This is a genomic window from Salinisphaera sp. S4-8 (assembly GCF_040361235.1).
GTDB lineage: Bacteria > Pseudomonadota > Gammaproteobacteria > Nevskiales > Salinisphaeraceae > Salinisphaera.
Window position 1 is genome coordinate 337,627 of the sequence record NZ_APNF01000001.1, and the last position, 19,084, is coordinate 356,710.

A 19,084-nucleotide genomic window follows, 5' to 3' on the forward strand; every position below is an offset into this window, starting at 1 on the left:
CCACATGTCGTGACGCTCCCGGCAATACGACTTTTGCAAGGCGACAGCCGCCGCCGCGGCGATACACACGCGGCTCAGTCACGTGTTTCATCCGCCTGCAGGCGCTGGCGATAAGTACGCGGCGTGGCATCGAACCAGCGCCGACAGGCGCGATTGAGCGCGCTTTGCTCGGTATAGCCCAGAAGTGCCGCGACCTGGCCCAGCGGCAGGTCGGCCTCGGCCAGATACCGCGTGGCCATATGGGCCCGGGCGCCATCCAGCACCGCCGAAAAGCAGGTGCCCTCGTCGACGAGCCGGCGCTGCAGGGTACGCCGATTGAGATTGAGATATTCGGCTGCGATATCGATCGATGCCCCACCGGTGGGCAAAAGCCGGCGACAGATCTCGCGTACGCGCAATGACACCTGTTGCGCACGCGGGCCGGCCGCCTGCTCCATGAACGCGATCGCCATCGAGCGGATATGCGGATTGGAACGCTGCAGCGACGCGGCCATGGTGGCCTTGTCGACATCCAGGCCACATTCGGCCTGCTCGAACAAGAGCGCGCCGGGACCGAAAACCCGGCGATAGGCAGCCACCGGCGCAAGCTGGCCGTCGGCAAACAACACGCGCCGCGGCGGCGCGACATCGCCGCCCAGTTCCAGTGCCCGCTTGAGAAACACCAGCGCGCGTTCGTTGGCCTGGCGGGTATAGGGCACGTTCTCGAGCAATATCTCGAAACGAAGACACACCAACGCGCCTTCGCGCCGGATGGTCATGCGCTGGCCGGGGTTGAATACGTGCAGGTATTTCGCGGCCTGTTCGATCGCCTCGGCCACGGTCGCGGCATGCCGTATGGCCACGGCCAGCGGCCCCAGAATCTCGATGCCCTGCACACTGGCCAGGCGCATGCCGAAATCCGGACAGTTCAACCGCTGTGCACACAATTCCAGCAAGGCAATCAACGTGCGATACGGCAGGAATGCGTCCACGCGGGTTTCGATATCCGCCGGCAGGCCGCAGTCGCACAGTAATGCCTGGGCATTGCCACCCAGTTCGCCGACGAAGCGACCAAATCCATCGAGTGCACTGTTTCGAACCAGACTGGGCATTCCATGCACCGATTTGTGCTGTCACCCAAAGTTAAAAAAACGGCACACAAAGTCAATACACCGCCCGGCAAGAAGACGACCATGAAGCGGTATCGCATGCCACACACGCCCGGGCGGGTTATTGCACAACGCAGGCGAGATCACACGCGTGCCGGCGGCGCATCCACGTATTCAAGAACATAGCCGCGATGCCATATCAACGAGGGGATATACATGAAAAGACACATCCATAGCACGACGCTGCTTGCCACCATCATCGCCCTGGGTCTGCAAACGCCGGCGGCGCGCGCACAAGAACATGGCGAAACGCCGCAGGCGAGCGCCGCCACCCGCACGGCCAATACGCACGTCGCCGAACGTTTACCGCTTGCCGATCGCGGCGATTTCGATGCCGCCGAGCGCGGCCTGATCGCCCGTGATCCGGCGCTGGTTATCAAAGACAGCGACGGCCAGCCCATCTGGGACATGACGGCTTACGATTTCATCGAAGGCGACGCCCCGGCCACGGTCAATCCGAGCCTGTGGCGCCAGGCCAAGCTCAACGACCTGCACGGCCTGTACAAGGTCACCGACCGCGTCTATCAGCTACGCGGCTACGACCTGTCGAACATGTCGCTGATCGAGGGCGACAGCGGCTGGATCGTGGTGGACCCGTTGACCACCGCCGAAACCGCCGCCGCGGCATGGCAGATGGCCAAGGCGCATATCATCGGCGACAAGCCGATCGTGGCAGTCATCTTCACGCACAGCCATATCGACCATTTCGGCGGCATCGAGGGCGTGCTCAGCCCCGAGCAGGCCCGGCGCGACAACGTCCGTATCATCGCGCCCAAGGGCTTCATGCAGGAGTCCACCAGCGAAAACCTGCTCGCCGGCCCGGCCATGGGACGGCGCGCGACCTATATGTTCGGCGGCGCCCTGGCCCGCGATGCACGCGGCCATGTGGATTCGGGGCTGGGCAAGGCCCCGTCCAAGGGGCATTTCAGTATTCTCGCGCCCACCGACACCATCGACCATACCGGCCAGACGCTGACCGTCGACGGGGTCGACTTCGATTTCCAGTACACGCCCGAATCCGAAGCACCCGCTGAACTGACCTTCTACCTACCCCAGTTCAAGGCCTTCTGCGGCGCCGAAATCGTCAGCCATACGCTGCACAACGTCTATACCCTGCGCGGTGCAAAGGTGCGCGACGCACTCAAATGGAGCGACTATATCGACGAAGCACTGCAACGCTACGGCCAACGTGCCGAAGTCGTGTTCAACAGCCATCACTGGCCGGTCTGGGGTCACGACGAGATCGTCGATTATCTCAAGGTGCAACGCGACACCTATAAATACATCCACGACCAGACCCTGCGTCTGGCCAACGCCGGCTACACCCCGCGCGAGATCGCCGAGCAACTCACCCTGCCCGAATCGCTGGCGAAACCCTTTCACAACCGCGGCTACTACGGCACCGTCAGCCACGATGCCAAGGCCGTGTATCAATGGTATTTCGGCTGGTTCGACGGCAACCCGGCCCATCTGAATCCGTTGCCGCCGAGCGAATCGGCACGCAAATACGTCGAATTCATGGGCGGCACCGATGCCGTCGTCGCCAAGGCCCGGCAATCCTTCAATGCCGGCGACTATCGCTGGACAGCCGAAGTGCTCAACCACGTGGTGTTCGCCGAGCCAAACAACGACGCCGCCCGGCAACTGCTGGCAAACACCTACGACCAGCTTGGCTACCAGGCCGAATCCGGCCCGTGGCGCGATATCTATCTCACAGGCGCCAAGGAATTGCGTGACGGCGCGATGGGCACATCGCTGGATATGTCGCGCGGCATCGGCCTGCTACGCCAGGTGCCGATCGCGCGCTTCTTCGATGCCATGGCGGCGCGCCTGAACGGCCCCGAAGCCGCGAAGGGCGACCTCACCATCAACTTCGACTTCACCGACCTGGGGCAAAACCACGTGCTCGCCATCGAAAACGGCGTGCTCCACCACTGGCAACGCCCGATCGCCGACGATGCGAACGCCACCGTTCATCTCACCCATCCGGCGCTGCTGGCGTTGATCGGCGGCAAACTGTCCCCGAAGCAACTCAAGGTCGACGGCGACCGCGCCAGTCTCGGCCGCTTCTTCTCGCTGCTGCAGGTGCCCGATCGCGACTTCGCCATCGTCACGCCCTGACCGTCATCGCAGCGCGCCGGGTCGCCCTATCGCGGCGCCCCGGCGCGGTCCATGCACGCCTGCCAGCGTGAATACACACGCTCGGCGAACCAGGCGGTGGTGAGCTTGCGAGTGATCTTGGGGCTTTCGAGGGTGATACCGGGCAGAATCACCCGTTCGACCCGCTGGCCGGCATCCGCGTCGGCCAGCGCATAGACCCGCTTGTAAAGGCGTGTGCGCTCGAAATCCGGCCCGCGTCCTTCGGTGAGATCGCGACGGATCGCGCCTTCGCTCATATCGAGGCGTTCGCGCAGGGATTTGGTCGCCCGCTCGGTCTGGCTGATGGAAAACGCACGATAGGCAATCAGGTCGCCATCGAGCGCGAGTTCGATGCCCGTGAGCTGGCTCACCGCGCGCTGAAACGCAGCGTTGCGGCTGGCATACCAGCCGGCGTTGTAGTCGGCAAAGCGGTATAGCGGGCTCGGATAATCGACCTCGTAACCCAGCAGGTGACCGATGCCGAAATACAGCCCGCCACGGCGGCTGAACACTTCCTCGCGCACCGATTGCGCATCGGCGTACGGATAGTCGTCGGCATGTTCTTCGGCAAAATCAATCGCCACCTGCATCGGCCCGCCGGTATGCACCGGATTGAATCCGCCGAAGAGCGTGCTGCCCAACGGCACGCGATCGATGAACTCCTCGAACAGATCGTTCAAGTCGTTTTCGGTGCGCACCGTATCGAGGCGTTCGTCGTAGGTCTGGCCGGTGGCGGATTCGAGGTCCAGAGCCTTGTCGAGCAGAAAACCCGGTATGTGGGCGCTCGCCGCCCGTCGCTCGATCTCGGCGCGGGCGATACGCGACAGCCCTGGAACGACCGGCGCGACGCGGTAGGACGATTCCTGGGCGATCACCGCCAGCGTCGCGCACAGATTGGAGGTCGACGCCTCGATATTCTGCGCCGCGAAAGCGGTTTCGATATCGGCTGCCCAGCCGGCGCGATCGTCCACGCTCGCGGGCATGCGCGACACCAGCTCGGCGCGCACCTCGGCGGCCGGCCGGCGGGGCACTTCGGTAGGGCGCAGCGCGGCACAGCCGGCCAGCCACAACAGGTTCAGGGCAACGACTGCGCGCAGCGCGCGGGTAGCAACGACACTCGACATGAGCGCGACTCTGCCCGAGCGCCGCGTTTTATGCGAACACGGGCGTTGGGCCTGCCCCGCGTGCGGGATAAGATGCACCCACCTGTTTCGTCATCACGCTTTCGTCCTTGCGCTCGTTTCGCTTCATCCATGCCGCCGATATCCATCTCGACAGCCCCATGCGCGGGCTTTCGGAGGATGTGCCCGGGGTCGCCGAGCGGCTGCGCCTGGCCACCCGGGAAGCACTGACCGCGCTCATCGACGCGGCCATCGAACGCGCGGTGGATTTCGTGATCATCGCCGGCGACGTCTACGACGGCGACTGGCGCGATTATCAGACCGGCGTGTTCTTCGTGCGCCAGATGCACCGCCTGGCCAGCGCGTCGATCCCGGTGTATCTGATCCACGGCAACCACGACGCCCAGAACCAGATGACGCGCAGCCTGTCGCTGCCGAACAACGTGTACGTGTTCTCGCACGAAGACGCTGAAACCACCGTGCTCGAACATCTCGACGTGGCCATTCATGGCACAAGCTATGCCGAGCGCGCGGTCACTGACAATCTGGTGCCCGGCTACCCCGCGCCGGTTGCCGAGCACTTCAATATCGGCGTGCTGCATACGGGCCTGGGCGGGCGTGGCGGTCACGCCAACTATGCGCCCTGCTCGCTCGACGAACTCACTGCCAAGGGCTATGACTACTGGGCGCTGGGCCACGTTCACGCCGCCGAGGTGCTGGCCGAACATCCGCATGTGGTGTTCTCGGGCAATCTCCAGGGCCGGTCCATTCGCGAAACCGGGGCCAAGAGCGCCTATGAAGTCGTGGTGGAAGACGGTCGCGTGGCCGAGCTGCACGCGATTCATTGTGATGTCGCCCGCTGGGCCGAAAGCGAGGTGGACATCGCCGCCGCCGACGACTTCAACGACGTGATTGCGGCCATGCGCCGGGCGATCGAAAACGGCGCGAACGCCGTCGAGGGGCGTCTTCTGGCGGTACGCCTGCGCCTGACCGGCACCACTGCTCTGCACGACCAACTCGCCGCCGCGCCCGAACGCCTGCTGGCCGAAGCCCGAGCCGCGGCCGCCGGGCTGGGCGCCGCCCAGGTCTATGTCGAAAAGATCAAGCTGGCGACCACGCCCGCACTCGATGCCGCCACCCGGCGCGAACGCCAGGACGCGCTGGGCGAAATGCAGCGCCTGCTCGACGAGGCCGCCGACGACCCCGATATTCGGGCGATGATCGAAAAGGATATTCGCCGCCTGGCCGAACGCCTGCCCTACGAGATACGCGAACACGCCGACGACGTACTGCTGCGCGCGGCCATCGACGGCGATACGGCCACGCTCATCGACGGTGCCGGCGATTATCTACTCTCGCGCCTGGCCGCCGACGAGAGCGCGCCGTGAGGTTCGCGCAACTCGATCTTCTCGCCTATGGTCATTTCACCGATCGCCGGCTGGCCTTCGCACGCGGCGCAACCGACCTGCAACTCGTGTTCGGCGCCAACGAGGCCGGCAAATCCACCGCCCGCAGCGCGATCGGCGATTTCCTGTTCGGTTTTCCGACCCAGACCGACCTGAACTTCGTACACGCCTACAACGCCCTGCGTATCGGTGCACGTATCGAGGCCGGCGAAGCCGAGATCGAGGCGATCCGCAAAAAGGGCCGCAAGAACACGCTGCTCGATGCAGAGGGCGGGCCCGCAAACACGCTGGAAACGGAGCTGGACCTCCAGCTCGCGGGCGCGGACCGGGCGTTTTTCACCCGCATGTTCAGCCTCGACCACGAAGGCCTGCGTGCCGGCGGCGAAACCCTGGCCGCGGCCGATGCCAACGCCGATACCGCCCTGCTTTCGGCCGGCTCGGGGCTGGCGGACGTGCTCGCCGAACGCGAAGCCCTGGTGGCCGAGGCGGACGGGCTGTGGGCGCCCAACGCCTCCCAGAACCGTCGTTACTATCAGGCCGAAGCCCGGCTCAAGACGGCCGACGCCGATATTCGCGAACACGAAGTCACGGTCGGCGACTGGCAGCGCCGCCGCGAGGCCTTCGACGCCGCCGAAGCACACTACGAACAGCTCGCCGAACGCCGCCGCGCGCTCGACCACCAACGCCTCGAGCTCGAACGTATTCGCCGCGTCGCCCGCCCGGCCCGCCGCTATCGCGAGATCGAAGCCGAACTTGCCGAGCTTCAAGAAACACCCGACCTGGACGCCGATGCCCGGCCGGCCTTCGAGCGCGCCTGCCAGACGCTTGAATCCAGCCGTATCGCGATTGCCTCCATCCAGGATCAGATCGCGGCCATCGACGCAGAAATCGAAACGCTGGTCGACGAACCCGCCCTGCGCGAGGCCGGGGACACCATCGAGCGCCTGGCCGAGCAGCGCGGGCAGATCGCCACCGACCGCGAGCGCATTGCGGAAATCGAACGCGAGCGCGCCCGGCTGGCCCAGGCACTGGACCGCGATCGCGCCGAGCTGGGCTGGCAGGACGAGCATACGCCCTGGCCGAGCGCCACCGCCCTCGCCCAGGCCCGGCGTATCGCCACCGATGAAGCCACCCTTCGCCAGAGCGTCGCGCATGCGGCAAACAACCTCCAAAACGCCCGCAAAGCCGACGCACGGCTGGCCGACGAGCTGCAATCGCTGGGTGATAGCCGCGATACCGCCGCGCTCGAAGCCTGGCTGACCGCCACCACCCGCGAAGGCGATCTCGAAGCCGAGCTGCGCAGCGCCCAGGCGAACGTCGACCGCCTGGATCGCGATATCGAACGTCGCCTGGCCACCCTGAAACCTGCGGTGGCCGACAGCGACACGCTGGCCGGCCTGGCGGTGCCCGCCCGCGAGCGCGTCGATGAATTCGATACCGGGATCGCCGACGCCAGCGAGGCGCACAAGCGTCATCAGCAACGCCTCGACGAACTGAGCGACGAGGTCGAACGCGCCCGCGATGCCCTGGCCCGCCGCCGCGCCGACGAGGCACTGCCGAGTATCGAGGCGCTGCAATCGAGCCGTTCGCATCGCGATGCCTGCTGGCAGCTCGTACGCCGGCGCTATGTCGAAAAGCGCGAACCGGATCTGTTCGACCAGCCCGAAACGCCGGCACTCGACAAGGCCAGCGAAAAGAACCCGGTCGCTGCCTTCGAGCGCAGCACGCAGGCGGCCGACGAACTGGCCGATGCCCGTTTCGACCGGGCCGAAGCCATTGCCCAGGACGCCGAACGCCAGCGTCATGTAGCCGAACGCGAACAGGCACTCGAACAGGCCACGGCGCGTCGCGACGACGCCAGGGCCCGTCTCGACGGGCTGCGAACCGAATGGAAAGCCCTGTGGCTGTCGGCCGATATCGAGCCCGCCAGCCCGGCCGCCATGCGGGACTGGCTCGACCGCCGCGACGGCCTGCTTACGGCACGCGCCGACCGTATCGAAGCCGCCGCCGCCCGCGACGATCTGGCCGCGCGTATCGAAGCGCAACGTACACAGCTCCTCGAGCTGCTCGGCCATGGCGACAAATCGACCCACACCGCCCTGGCGGTGCTGATCGAACAGGCCCGCCAGACAGTCGAACGCGAAAAACGCCGCAGCGACGAACGCCGGCGTATCGAACGCGAACGCGGCGACTACGCCCGCCGTATCGATACGTTGCTTAGCGAACACACGACGGCCGAAACGGCCCTCGCCGAGTGGCAGCAACGCTGGCACGCGGCTCTTGCCGAACTTGGTCTGGACGCGCATCTGGACGCCGAGGCCGGCCGGGCCGCGCTCGAGGTGCTCGACAGCGCGCGTGAGCATGCGCGTACCAGCCGCGATCTGGCCGCCGAACAGGCCGATCTCGTCGAACGCCGCCAGCGTTTCGAACAGCGGCTGGCGCAGGTGCTCGACGCCACGGGCCGAACCGCGAACGAAAACGAAACCGCCGAGCAAAGCGTGCAACGACTCAACGCCGCGCTACGCGACGCCCAGAGCCGCCACGATCGGCTACAGACCCGCCAAAGCGATCGCCAGCGCCAGGGCGAACAGATCGCTGAGCACGAGGCCACCCAGACCGAGGCCCAGCGTCGTATCGACGCGCTCTGTCGGCAGGCGGGTGTCGCCGATGCCCAGGCGCTCGAAAGCGTGATCACGCGTGCCGAACGCCGCCGGGCGCTGGCAGACGAACAGGCCGCCACCGCCGACACCCTGGCCGAACAGGGCGATGGCCAGACGGTGGACAATCTCATCGCCGCGGTCGAGGCCAGCGATCTCGATTCGCTGCGCGAACAGATCGATGCCCTGGCCGATCAGCTCAAGGACGTGGACGACGAACTGGGCCCGGCCCGCGACGCCCGCAACGAAGCCCGCGCCGATTTCGAGGCCATCGGCGGCGACGATCGCGCCGTGACCGCCGCGGCCGAACGCCAGACCGCCCTCGCCGACATGCAGGACGCCGCCGAGCGTTACCTGCGGGTGGGCACCGCGGCTCTGCTGCTCAAATGGGCGGGCCAGCGCTATGCCATGGACAAGCAGCGCCCGCTCATCGAACGCGGCTCCGCGCTCATGAACCAGCTCACCGGCGGCGCCTTCGAACGCCTGGCCGGCGACTTCGACGAGCGCGACGAGCTGCAGATCGTGGGCGTACGCGCCGACGGTTCACGCGTGCGCCCGGCCGGCATGAGCGAAGGCACCCGCGACCAGCTCTATCTGGCCCTGCGTATCGCCGCGATCGAGGACTACCTGCAGCGGGCCGCGCCCCTGCCGGTGGTCGCCGACGATCTGTTCATCAACTTCGACGACGAGCGTGCCCTGGTCGGCCTCGACGTGCTGGCCGGGCTGGCCGAAAAAACCCAGGTCCTGTTCTTCACCCACCATCAGCATCTGCGCGACATGGCCGCAGAAAAGCTGGGCGATCGCGTACAAACCCATGAGCTGTGAACCCACGCTTGAACCCTCGGCCGCGCTTGTCGAAGCGCTGCGACCGCTTGCCGGTATGCGCATCGCGCTGATCGCGCCGGCCGGCGGCGTCAAGGATGAACGCATCGATACCGCGCTGGCCGTCCTGGCAGCCGCCGGCATCGACGCCCGGCTCAGCACCCACGCCCGCGATCATCACCGCTATCTCGCCGGCACCGCCGCCGATCGCCTGGCCGACCTGCAGGCCGCCTTCGAATGGCCGAAAGTCGATGCCGTGTGGTGCCTGCGTGGCGGCTACGGCAGCGCCCAGTTCGTACAGGCGATCGACTGGCAGCGCATTCCACGCGACGTGCCGCTGGTCGGCTATTCGGATATGAGCCTGCTGTTGGCCGCATTCGCCCGCCACGAGCGCGCCGCGATTCATGCCTCGGTGGCCACCGAACTGGCCCTGCCCGGCGAAACCCCGGCCGAGCAACAGGCCCGGGCGGCCTCGATGGCGTCGCTGGCGGCCTGCCTGAAAAATCAGCCCAGCGAATGGCCGCTGGCCTATCACGGCGGCCCGGCCGAACCGCTTGCCGGGCGCGTGGTCGGCGGCAATCTCACCACCCTGGCCAGCGTGGCCGGCACGCCGGCCGCGTTGACGCTGGAAGACGATGCCATCCTGGTGCTCGAAGATGTCGGCGAAGCCGAATTCCGGCTCGAACGCTGTTTGCAACAGCTGCTCGACTCGGTCGATACGCACCGCGTGAAAGCCCTCGTTCTCGGGCGCTTCGAGCGCTGTGCACTGGCCTGCGGCATGGATTCGCTGATCGAGATATTCGCCGAACACACCCAGGCTCGCGGCATCGCCCTTTATTACGACGCGCCGGTCGGGCATGGCTTTGTGAATCACGCCTGGCGCTACGGGGCCCGCGCCACGATCGCGCAAAACCGGCTCTTCGTCGACACGTAATCCCGCCGTCGGCCAGGCGCTTTGCAGCGGCCTGCCATTGGGCCAAGCTGGCGTGATGAACGACACCGAGCTATCCCGCGAACGTCTTGCCGAGCGTCTCGACGAACTCGAAGCCGAGGCCCGCGCCTATCTCGACGACAGCGCAAATGCCGACGCGGCGGTCGAACTGGACCAGACCCGCCAGGGCCGGTTATCGCGCATGGATGCGATGCAGGCCCAGGCGATGAGTCGCGCAGCCCGCAACCGGGCGAACCAGACACTGCAACGCGTGGCCGCCACCCGCAAGCGGCTCGACAGCCCCGACTTCGGCTATTGCCTGGACTGCGACGAACCGATCGGCAACGCACGTCTGGCCCACGATCCGACCACGCTGCGCTGCCTGGACTGTGCGGCCGCTCGGGAATAGACGCGGTCTACGGGCGATCGAACGCCGCGAGCAGTTCGTCGCGAAACACCGTCTCGGCTGCGCGCAACGGCCGCTGGCTGTTCCAGAGCAGATGGATATCGACATCCGCCAGCCCTTCTTCCGGCGGTAGTTTGCGCAACATGCCGTTTTCGGTTTCACGTCGAAACGCACCTTCGGGCAAAAAGCCGATGCCATAGCCGCACATGATGAGCCGGCAGACTTCTTCGAGATTCGACGACGAGGCCGCCAGGCGCCCCTGAAAGCCGTGGTGCTCTCGAAACAGCGTCAACGGCGAGAGCGTGTCGCCGAGATAATCGCCGGTGAAGGTCACCAGGTCCTCGTGCAGCAACCGGGCGATATCCACATCGGCGCGGTCGTAGAGCGGATGCGGCGGCCCGCAGAACAGCGCATACCGCTGGGGCACGATCAGGCGGCGCTCGATCGGCGGCGTATCGACCCGGCACAGCCCGATGCCGAACGACGCCGTATTCTGGCGCATCGCCAGCAACAGATCGTGGCCCCGCAGGACCTCGATTTCCAACTCCACACGCGGATAACGACGATGAAAATCAGCCAGAAATTCGTTGTAACGGCGCGAATGCATCCGACTGACGGTGAGCAGCTTGACCCGGCCGACCACCTGATCGAGGGAATCGCCGGCCGGCATTTCCAGGCTGGAGACGTCGGCGAATACGCCGCGTGCGATGCGATGCACCTCCTCGCCCGCCGCGGTCAGCGCGATCTGCGGCCCACGCCGCTGCACCAGCGTATAGCCAAGCTGTGATTGCAGGCGTTTGAGCGCCTGGCTGACCGCCGGCTGGGTCACGAACAGGCGCTCGGCCGCCCGGCTGAGATTGAGTTCGTCGGCGACCACGACGAACGTGCGGATGAGGTTCCAGTCCAGCCGGGCGGCCAGGGCGCGTTTGCCGTGCTCGCAGCTCGCCGACGTCGGCTGATCGGGGGCGTCATGCATATCGGTATTCACTTTATTATTAGCCATACTAATAATGCGAATAATATCGCGTGCTTTGACTCATGGCGCGTGTGTACCGCTAGATGAAAAAGACATAGCGAGCGCGCCGGGCATGGCCGCGCCCTATGCCGTGCAATCGATTCGACCGCCATGACGGCACGCCACGGCGTTTGCGAACGCGTGGCCCAGCGCCGCGGCGCCGCTTTTATCCGGGAAGACTTCATGCTCGAAACCAACGGCAAGCGACTGTGGCAAAGCCTGATGGCGATGGCCGAAATCGGCGCCACCGCCAACGGCGGCAGCAGCCGGCTGGCGCTGAGCGAAGAAGATGCAGCCGGTCGTGCCCTGTTCGTGCAATGGGCCGAAGCCGAAGATCTCACCGTTACCCGCGATGCGATCGGCAATCTGTTCGCCCGCCGCGCGGGCCGTGAAGACAAACCGCCGGTCGTGCTCGGCAGCCATCTGGACACCCAGCCCAAGGGCGGGCGTTTCGATGGCGTGCTGGGCGTGCTGGCCGCGCTCGAAGCTGTACGCACGCTCAACGAAAACGATATCGACACTGTCGCGCCGATCGAGATCGCCAACTGGACCAACGAGGAAGGCGCGCGCTTCACGCCAGCGATGCTGGGTTCGTCCGTATTCACTGGCGCGATGGCGCTCGATGCCGGCTTGGCCCGGGCGGATGCGAACGGACGAACGGTGGCCGAAAGTCTCGAAGCGACCGGCGAGGCCGGCGACGCGGCCCTCGCCCGGCCGATCGACGCCTATTTCGAAGCCCATATCGAACAGGGTCCGGTACTCGAAGATAACGACAAGACCATCGGCGTGGTTACCGGTGGCCAGGCGATTCGCTGGCTGGATGTTCATTTTGGCGGCAAGGCCGGACATGCCGGTACCACGCCGATGGCGCTGCGCCGCGACGCCCTGTTTGCTGCCAGCGCCGCGATCACGGCGGTCGAAGACTACGTCGCGGGTGTCGATGGCCTGCTGGCCACGATCGGCGAGATCGATATTCCCCACGCCTCGCGCAATACGATCGCCGCCGATGTGCATTTCACCCTCGATCTGCGCCACCCCGACGACGCCGTGGTCGATGCGGCGATCGAGGCGATCGGCGAACACTTCGAACGTATCGGCACGGCCCGCGGCGTGGATCACGATCTGTCGCTACACTGGCACAGCGCGGCCCTGCCCTTCGATGAAGCCTGTGTCGGCCATGTGCGCGAGGCCGCGAAGGCACTGAAACTATCCTGGCAGGACATGATCAGCGGCGCCGGCCACGATGCCTTCCATCTGGCCAGACACTGCCCCACGGCCATGGTATTCATTCCCTGTGCCGACGGGCTGAGCCATCACGAAGCCGAATCAATCGAACCCGAGCACGCCAAACAGGCCGCCGATGTACTGCTCAACGCCGCGCTGGCCCGTGCCGGGCGCGCCTGAGACCCGAGCGGCCTAACCCAACGAGGAAACCCCATGGATTTCAAACCCTACGTTCTAATGCTGTTCGGCAATGCGCTGCTGACCACCGTGATCTGTTGCGTGGTGGTGGCCGCGATTCTGCTGCGCGAATACCGCCCGACCATCGCGCGCCTCAAGCGCGAACACGGCGACAAGCGCTAAGCGCATCTCGGGGGAGCGACCATGAACATCACACTCACCATATTCGTCGCCGTGCTGGCGGCCTACGTCATCGTGGCGGCCGGGCTGACCCGTTTCATCAAGAATCGGGACGACTTCTACGTGATGGGCGAACAGGGCTCGACGCTGCTGCTCACCGGCACGCTGGCGGCAACCTTTCTGAGCGCGGTCACGCTCATGGGCATCGCCGGGATTTCCTATAGCGAAGGCCCGCTGGTCATCGGTGCGCTGGGCTCGTTCGGCGCGTGGCTGGGCACGCTGATCGCGGTGGTCTGGATCGGGCGCAAGATGAAGGCGATGGAATGCCGCACGATGATGGATTTCTTCGATCGGCGCTTCAACAACAAATGGGTGAGCGTGGTCGCACTCATTCTCATGGTCGTCGGGCTGCTCGGCTACGGCATCATCCAGCTCATCGGCGCGGGGCTGGTGCTCGCCGAAATCATCGACGTGCCGTTCCCGGTGATTATCATCGCCTTTACCTTCGCGCTGATGATCTTCTGCAGCCTGTCGGGCATGTATGGCGTGGTCTATACCGACACCATGATGTTCTTCACCATGCTGGCGATCGCGTTCGTGATCTCGCCGATGCTCATCGATCAGGCCGGCATGGACAGTATTCGCGATCTGGGCGAGCGGCTACCCGGCTACTGGACGCTGGCCGGGGCCGACCATCGCGACCTGAGCTGGTCGATCTCGCAGTTCCTGGTCTGGATTCTGTTCTTTGCCTGTACGCCAGCGCTGGTGTCGCGTGTATTCCCGGCCAAGAACGATTTCGTGATTCTCAAGGTCGCGATCATCGGCGTGTTCTTCGCCCCGGCGATGCAGCTGATGGTGTATCTCGCGGCATCCGCCATGCAGGTCATCCAGCCCGGCATCGAGCCGGCAGACCGCGCCATGATCGTGGGCTTCATGGACCACACCAACCCGGTACTGGCTGGCGTGGGCCTGGCGGGTCTGATGGCCTCGATCATGTCGACGGCGTCTACGCTGTTCGTGCTCACCGGGTTCGCCCTGGCGCGCGATCTCTACGAAAAACTGTTCGAAAAGAAGCTGAACGAGAAAAACAGCGTGCTCGCCGGGCGTATTTCGCAGGTAATCGTCTCCGTTATCGTCTGCGTGATCGCCATCGCCCGGCCCGCCGGCATCTACTGGATTTCCATCTATGCCGGCTCGATCTTCGCGGTCGCCTGGCTGCCGACGATTGTTGCGGCCATGAAATGGCGCCGGGCGAGTGCGCCGGCGGTGCTGGCCTGCATGCTGGTGGGCTCGATCAGCTTCATCGTGCTCGGCGAGCTGGAACGCCACGAGCTGATCAGCTATCCGGCCGGCATCGACAACCTGATGATGGCCTTCGCCCTGGGCACGATCACGCTCATCGTGCTGTGCCTGACCTTCAAACCCAGCGCCTACGAACTCGAGCGCTTCGAGGAAATGAAAGGCCAGCGCATGGCCGAGATCACCATCGGCCGCTTTCTGGCCGAGGATGCCAGCGGCGCATCGCTGATCCGCGAATACCGGCGGGTCTGGATCGCGCTGATCGCCATGCTCGTCATCGCCGGCGGACTGTGGGGCTATTTCTTCGTGCAGCTCGGTCTGTAGCGCCCGCGTTCGAAGCCCTGGAAAAAGCCCGGCCTCGCATCGCGACGCCGGGCTTTTTTATGGCTGCCCACACAATGCACGGCACTGCAGGCGTTAGACTCGGCGCTGTCGATTCCCGTTTGCGAGAGACTGAATGCTGCCTCAACTCACCGCTATCGAAGCCCGCATCATCGGCTGTCTGATGGAAAAGGCCGTCACCACGCCGGACCAGTATCCGCTCACGCTCAACGCGCTGACCAATGCAGCCAACCAGAAGTCCTCGCGCGATCCGGTCATGGCGCTCAAGCCGGCCGAGGTTCAGCGCGCGGCCCGCGCGCTACGCGATCGCAGCCTCGTCCATATCGAAGAGAACTTCAAAAACGGCGTCGAAAAATACAAGCAGCGCCTGTGCAATACCACCTACAACGACCTGCAGCTATCCAAGGGCCAGTACGCCGTGCTCACCCTCCTTCTGCTGCGCGGGCCGCAGACACCCGGCGAGCTGCGCGCACGCAGCGGCCGGCTGCACATCTTCGACGACAACGCCGCCGTGACGGCCGCGGTCAACGAACTGCTCGGCGACGACGACCATGCGCTGTTCGTTCAGCTACCCCGTACGCCTGGTCGCAAGGAAGCTGAGTTCATGCATCAGCTCTGCGGGCCGGTGGATATCGCAGCCCATGCCCAGAAGGCGGCCGCGGCCCGCGGCGATGGGACCTCGGCGCCGAGCCGTATCGCCGAACTGGAAGCACGGGTACACGAACTCGAAGCCGAAAATGCGCGTTTACGAGCGCAGCTTGGGGAAACCGGCTGAGCCGAGACCGGCTGACGCGTCGACCCGGCTACGGACCCAGTTCATGGACGCGGCCGGCGCGGCGCCAACCCGGTCTGTGACGACAAGCCAGCGCGTATGATCGACGTATCGGCCCGTCTGGACTTTTCTTTGTCGAAACAGTAATTAACGCGCAATGTATTGATCTGGCCAGCTATCCTGGACGCCGGCCGCGACGTACAACAGGCTCTCGGTTTCGATCCAACCGAACAGGAGCCTTGATGCGTCATATTCGTGCGATACAAACGGCCGTGGCCGTGTTGCTGGTTTTGAGCTGGCTCGTTGGCCATAGTCAGCCGGGGCCGGATTCATCTGCGCCGAACGGGGCGACGAACGCCGACGGCCCACCGATTATGCCTCTGAGCGAAGACCTGCTGTCGCGTCTGGAAGCGGTCGAGGCCGACGTTGAGGCCAGCGACGAGATCGACGCACTCGGCGACGACGATACCCAGCCCCAGGCGAGCAACATGGCGGATTCGATCGAGCAGGCCGGCGATCGGCTCGACGCCGATCCGCGCAAACGGGCACTGCTCGCGCGCCATGACTTCGACGGTCGAAGCTATGTACGCGCGTATATGTCGCTGGTGCTCGCGCAAGTGAACGCGTTCGTCACACAGGATAGTAATGGGCAGGCACCGGGTATGCCGCCGCTGGTCCAGCGCAACGTCGACTTCTACAACAAGCACAAGTCGCGTATCGACGACTTGCTCACGAGCACGGGCACGCAATCGCCGCAGATGAGCGAAAAATCCGCCGAGGGCATGAAACGACTCTCCAAGATGGATCCGGGTCGCATGCAGGACTGCCTGACCACCGCCGCCGGGCTGCTGCCCGTGGTTGCCCTCGGGGTGCCGGGCAGCGTGGAAGTCGACAACGAGCAGCTTCGGGAAATCGCCGACAGCATCTCCGAGGCCGCCCGCGAAGTCCATGCCGACACGCCGCGCGAGCAGATGAACACCATGGCCGACGTGCTGCGCCACCACCCCGGCCACGCCCCGCTGGAGTCGCCCCGCTTCGAGGCAGCACTCAACGAGCTCAAGGCCTGGACCGACGCGCATTGCGAGGAACTCCAGAACCGGTGATCGCGATCACTCACGCGCGGGCCGCGTTGGCGCATGACGGTCGGTAAGCCAACGCGGCATCCGTGGTGCAGCGGGTGGGTCGGGACAAACGCCGGATCCAGGACACCACCCGGCCCGGACATGGGTCGCCAAGTCGGGCCGCGACCGATGCTATTCGTGTCGTCGCTCAGCAAAAGCAGCTGGCGCGGTCAGCTGCTTTTGTGCCGGGTCGATTAAGTCAGCGACGTCTCAAGCAAGTCCGGCAGATTGAGTACCGCGTCCAGCGTGGCCTGTTCGCTGGCTTCGAGATGTTCGCGCATCGTGCGGGCCGCATGTTCGGCCTGACCGGCTTCCAGCTGCGTCACGATGCGGGCATGGTCTTCGCTCCAGTGCCGGCCCGACTGGCCGTGAAACATGCTCACATAGGCGATACGCAGGTGATCGTCGGACAGCTCCTGCATCAGACGCGTCAGCCGCTGATTGCCGGCCGCCTCGGCGATCAGGCAATGAAAGCGGTGATTGGCCTCGGAAAACGCAACCATTTCGGCGGCGTCGCTGCGGTCATAGCTGGCCGCGCTGCATTCGTGCAGCTGGGCCAGCGTTTGCGCATCCAGCCGCCCGGCGACCAACCGGCACAGCTCCGGCTCGATCAAACGACGCACCTGATAGCTGTCGCGAATACTCTTGATGGTGATCGGCGCGACCGTATAGCCGCGCCGCCCCTGATTGATGGTCAGCCCCTGCTGGGTCAGTCGTGCCAGCGCGTGCCGGATCGCGGCCTTACCCAGCGGGTAATGCTCGGCCAGCCAGGCTTCGCTGATGGTCGCGCCGGGCTTCAAGGTGCAGGAGACGATATCGCCTCTAAGCGTCGCGAATGCCTGTGCATTGAGGCTGTGCTTCTGGGGTTGTCGCATGCACGCGTGTCCGTCGAGCCATGATCGCGCCGCCGGGCGGCGACAGGCGCCACTTTAACATTGCAGTGGCACCCGCCCACGCCGGGTCACATGGCCGACAATAGTACGAACACGGACATAATGGTCACCCCGCAGATCAACGTCCACATCACGCAATAGCCCATGATGTCGCGTGCCGACAGACCGGCCACGCCAAGTAGCGGCAGCGCCCAGAACGGCTGCATCTGATTGGTCCAGGCATCGCCCCAGGTGAAGGCCATGATGGTCTGCGGAATATCGGCGCCGATGGCTTTGGCGGCTTCGAGCATGATCGGGCCCTGTATGGCCCACTGGCCGCCACCGGACGGAATCATGATGTTGATCAGGCCGGCAGAAATGAAGGTGAGAATCGGAAAGGTGTGGACGTTGGCGATCTCAACGAACCACATGGCCAGGCTGTCGGCGAGCCCCGATGTCTTGACCATGCCGGCAATACCGGCATACAGCGGAAACTGCATGATGATGCCGCGGCACGACCGCACGCCTTCCTTGATCGCCATGCCGAAACTCGCCGGGCTCGGCTGTAGCAACAGCCCGATGGTCAGGAAGATGAGGATGACCAGATTCAGGCTCAGGGTGAACCCCAGCTCGTGAAAGTTAATCACCAGATAGCCCAGCGGCAGCAGTGCCAGCAGAATATTGGGCAGGCGGTAATGTTCGAGCTTCTCGGCCCAGGGCATATCGCGGGTATCGACCGCTTCCACCTCGTTATCGAGCGCCTCGCCCTGGAACTGCTTGATCTCGTCGACATCGGGCCGCACCCGCGTATAGACGACATAAAGCAGGACCAGCAGCATCAGAGACAGGAGGATATTCCACCAGGAATAAAGCGTTTCGGTGATCGGCACGACACCGACCACGTCCTGCATGAAATTGCCCTCCGAGGCCATCAGCAACGGAATCGATGCCGTGGTACCGCGAATGATCTCGCCCGAATAGGCGGCGGCCACCGCGAGCGGAAAATGCAGGCCCTTGACCCGACGCCCCATTTCGCGGGCCAGAAAGGCGCCGACGATCATGCCGAAGCCCCAGTTGATATAGAACGTCACCATCGAGACCACCGCGATCAGGCCGGCGGCCTGGGCGGGGTTGTTGGGGACCTCGGCGAGACGGTCGATCATGCGCCCGACCGACGGACTCTTGGCGATCACGAAGCCGGTGAGCAGTATCAGGCTCATCTGCATCGCGAATTTATACAGATTGGAGAAACCGTCGCCCCAACCGTTGAGCATGACGTAGGCACTCTGGCCCTCGACGGTCAGGCCGAGCACGAATACCACCAGCGTCAGGCCGATCGCGAGCAACATCGCGTTGGGCAGACAGGTCTGGACGAACCGCAAACAAAGCCGTGTCAACAATTGCATGGAAAGCCCCCGTTTCTAGGTCTGGTTATTACAAATCCGACATCCG

The 19,084-nt window shown here is 64.8% G+C and carries 15 protein-coding genes; 10 read left to right on the forward strand and 5 right to left on the reverse strand.

Annotated features, from left to right (window positions below; all coding sequences use genetic code 11):
* Positions 1 to 74: 74 nt before the first annotated feature.
* Complete coding sequence (locus S4A8_RS01570) at positions 75 to 1,091, reverse strand: AraC family transcriptional regulator (protein ID WP_353218755.1); 1,017 nt, start codon at positions 1,089 to 1,091, stop codon at positions 75 to 77.
* Between the two features lie 213 nt (positions 1,092 to 1,304).
* On the opposite strand from S4A8_RS01570, the gene S4A8_RS01575 reads away from it, so the two are divergent.
* A complete protein-coding gene (locus tag S4A8_RS01575) occupies positions 1,305 to 3,269 on the forward strand; it encodes an alkyl/aryl-sulfatase (protein ID WP_353218756.1) in 1,965 nt (654 codons plus the stop codon).
* 26 nt (positions 3,270 to 3,295) lie between these two features.
* On the opposite strand, the gene S4A8_RS01580 is transcribed toward S4A8_RS01575, so the two are convergent.
* Entirely contained in the window at positions 3,296 to 4,411 is a 1,116-nt protein-coding gene (locus S4A8_RS01580) for a DUF1615 domain-containing protein (RefSeq protein WP_353218757.1), read from the reverse strand.
* 107 nt (positions 4,412 to 4,518) lie between these two features.
* Between S4A8_RS01580 and S4A8_RS01585 the strand changes: the two genes are divergently transcribed.
* From S4A8_RS01585 to S4A8_RS01600, 4 genes are read left to right on the forward strand one after another with little or no spacing between them, the layout of a single operon-like run.
* A complete protein-coding gene (locus S4A8_RS01585; RefSeq protein WP_353218758.1) occupies positions 4,519 to 5,796 on the forward strand; it encodes a metallophosphoesterase family protein in 1,278 nt (425 codons plus the stop codon).
* Positions 5,793 to 9,296: an ATP-binding protein gene (locus S4A8_RS01590; protein WP_353218759.1), complete on the forward strand. Its 3,504-nt coding sequence runs from the start codon at positions 5,793 to 5,795 to the stop codon at positions 9,294 to 9,296. Before S4A8_RS01585 ends, S4A8_RS01590 begins: the two co-directional genes overlap by 4 nt.
* A complete protein-coding gene (locus S4A8_RS01595; protein ID WP_353218760.1) occupies positions 9,286 to 10,227 on the forward strand; it encodes a S66 peptidase family protein in 942 nt (313 codons plus the stop codon). The genes S4A8_RS01590 and S4A8_RS01595 overlap by 11 nt, the downstream gene beginning before the upstream one ends.
* Positions 10,228 to 10,282: 55 nt before the next feature.
* Positions 10,283 to 10,633, forward strand: coding sequence for a TraR/DksA family transcriptional regulator (locus S4A8_RS01600; RefSeq protein ID WP_353178006.1), 351 nt, complete (start codon positions 10,283 to 10,285; stop codon positions 10,631 to 10,633).
* A 7-nt stretch (positions 10,634 to 10,640) separates the two neighbouring features.
* On the opposite strand, the gene S4A8_RS01605 is transcribed toward S4A8_RS01600, so the two are convergent.
* Entirely contained in the window at positions 10,641 to 11,633 is a 993-nt protein-coding gene (locus S4A8_RS01605; RefSeq protein WP_353218761.1) for a LysR family transcriptional regulator, read from the reverse strand.
* A 195-nt stretch (positions 11,634 to 11,828) separates the two neighbouring features.
* Here S4A8_RS01605 and S4A8_RS01610 point away from each other — a divergent pair, with 195 nt between their 5' ends.
* The 5 genes from S4A8_RS01610 (at position 11,829) to S4A8_RS01630 (ending at position 16,742) form a co-directional block, all read left to right on the forward strand.
* Positions 11,829 to 13,049: a Zn-dependent hydrolase gene (locus tag S4A8_RS01610; RefSeq protein ID WP_353218928.1), complete on the forward strand. Its 1,221-nt coding sequence runs from the start codon at positions 11,829 to 11,831 to the stop codon at positions 13,047 to 13,049.
* A gap of 33 nt (positions 13,050 to 13,082) precedes the next feature.
* Positions 13,083 to 13,229, forward strand: a complete 147-nt coding sequence (locus tag S4A8_RS01615) for a hypothetical protein (RefSeq protein ID WP_353178000.1) — start codon at positions 13,083 to 13,085, stop codon at positions 13,227 to 13,229.
* Between the two features lie 21 nt (positions 13,230 to 13,250).
* The gene (locus S4A8_RS01620; RefSeq protein ID WP_353218762.1) at positions 13,251 to 14,849 is read left to right on the forward strand and encodes a sodium:solute symporter family protein; all 1,599 of its coding nucleotides are present in this window, start codon (positions 13,251 to 13,253) and stop codon (positions 14,847 to 14,849) included.
* Positions 14,850 to 14,982: 133 nt separating this feature from the next.
* Positions 14,983 to 15,642 carry a YceH family protein gene (locus S4A8_RS01625; RefSeq protein ID WP_353218763.1) on the forward strand — a complete coding sequence of 220 codons (660 nt, stop codon included), beginning with the start codon at positions 14,983 to 14,985 and terminating at the stop codon, positions 15,640 to 15,642.
* A gap of 239 nt (positions 15,643 to 15,881) precedes the next feature.
* Complete coding sequence (locus tag S4A8_RS01630; RefSeq protein ID WP_353218764.1) at positions 15,882 to 16,742, forward strand: hypothetical protein; 861 nt, start codon at positions 15,882 to 15,884, stop codon at positions 16,740 to 16,742.
* Positions 16,743 to 16,954: 212 nt separating this feature from the next.
* On the opposite strand, the gene S4A8_RS01635 is transcribed toward S4A8_RS01630, so the two are convergent.
* Together S4A8_RS01635 and S4A8_RS01640 are read right to left on the reverse strand one after the other, a co-directional pair.
* Positions 16,955 to 17,635, reverse strand: a complete 681-nt coding sequence (locus S4A8_RS01635; RefSeq protein WP_353177990.1) for a GntR family transcriptional regulator — start codon at positions 17,633 to 17,635, stop codon at positions 16,955 to 16,957.
* Positions 17,636 to 17,721: 86 nt separating this feature from the next.
* Positions 17,722 to 19,038 (reverse strand): short-chain fatty acid transporter, encoded by a 1,317-nt coding sequence (locus tag S4A8_RS01640; RefSeq protein ID WP_353218765.1) that lies wholly within the window; start codon positions 19,036 to 19,038, stop codon positions 17,722 to 17,724.
* Positions 19,039 to 19,084: the final 46 nt, after the last annotated feature.

What these genes read in the sequence shown, in the direction of transcription:
- S4A8_RS01570 (WP_353218755.1), bottom strand. Translation starts at nt 1,091, where the DNA reads ATGCCCAGTCTGGTTCGAAACAGTGCACTCGATGGATTTGGTCGCTTC.
- S4A8_RS01575 (WP_353218756.1), top strand. Translation starts at nt 1,305, where the DNA reads ATGAAAAGACACATCCATAGCACGACGCTGCTTGCCACCATCATCGCC.
- S4A8_RS01580 (WP_353218757.1), bottom strand. Translation starts at nt 4,411, where the DNA reads ATGTCGAGTGTCGTTGCTACCCGCGCGCTGCGCGCAGTCGTTGCCCTG.
- S4A8_RS01595 (WP_353218760.1), top strand. Translation starts at nt 9,286, where the DNA reads ATGAGCTGTGAACCCACGCTTGAACCCTCGGCCGCGCTTGTCGAAGCG.
- S4A8_RS01600 (WP_353178006.1), top strand. Translation starts at nt 10,283, where the DNA reads ATGAACGACACCGAGCTATCCCGCGAACGTCTTGCCGAGCGTCTCGAC.
- S4A8_RS01605 (WP_353218761.1), bottom strand. Translation starts at nt 11,633, where the DNA reads ATGGCTAATAATAAAGTGAATACCGATATGCATGACGCCCCCGATCAG.
- S4A8_RS01610 (WP_353218928.1), top strand. Translation starts at nt 11,829, where the DNA reads ATGCTCGAAACCAACGGCAAGCGACTGTGGCAAAGCCTGATGGCGATG.
- S4A8_RS01615 (WP_353178000.1), top strand. Translation starts at nt 13,083, where the DNA reads ATGGATTTCAAACCCTACGTTCTAATGCTGTTCGGCAATGCGCTGCTG.
- S4A8_RS01620 (WP_353218762.1), top strand. Translation starts at nt 13,251, where the DNA reads ATGAACATCACACTCACCATATTCGTCGCCGTGCTGGCGGCCTACGTC.
- S4A8_RS01625 (WP_353218763.1), top strand. Translation starts at nt 14,983, where the DNA reads ATGCTGCCTCAACTCACCGCTATCGAAGCCCGCATCATCGGCTGTCTG.
- S4A8_RS01630 (WP_353218764.1), top strand. Translation starts at nt 15,882, where the DNA reads ATGCGTCATATTCGTGCGATACAAACGGCCGTGGCCGTGTTGCTGGTT.
- S4A8_RS01635 (WP_353177990.1), bottom strand. Translation starts at nt 17,635, where the DNA reads ATGCGACAACCCCAGAAGCACAGCCTCAATGCACAGGCATTCGCGACG.
- S4A8_RS01640 (WP_353218765.1), bottom strand. Translation starts at nt 19,038, where the DNA reads ATGCAATTGTTGACACGGCTTTGTTTGCGGTTCGTCCAGACCTGTCTG.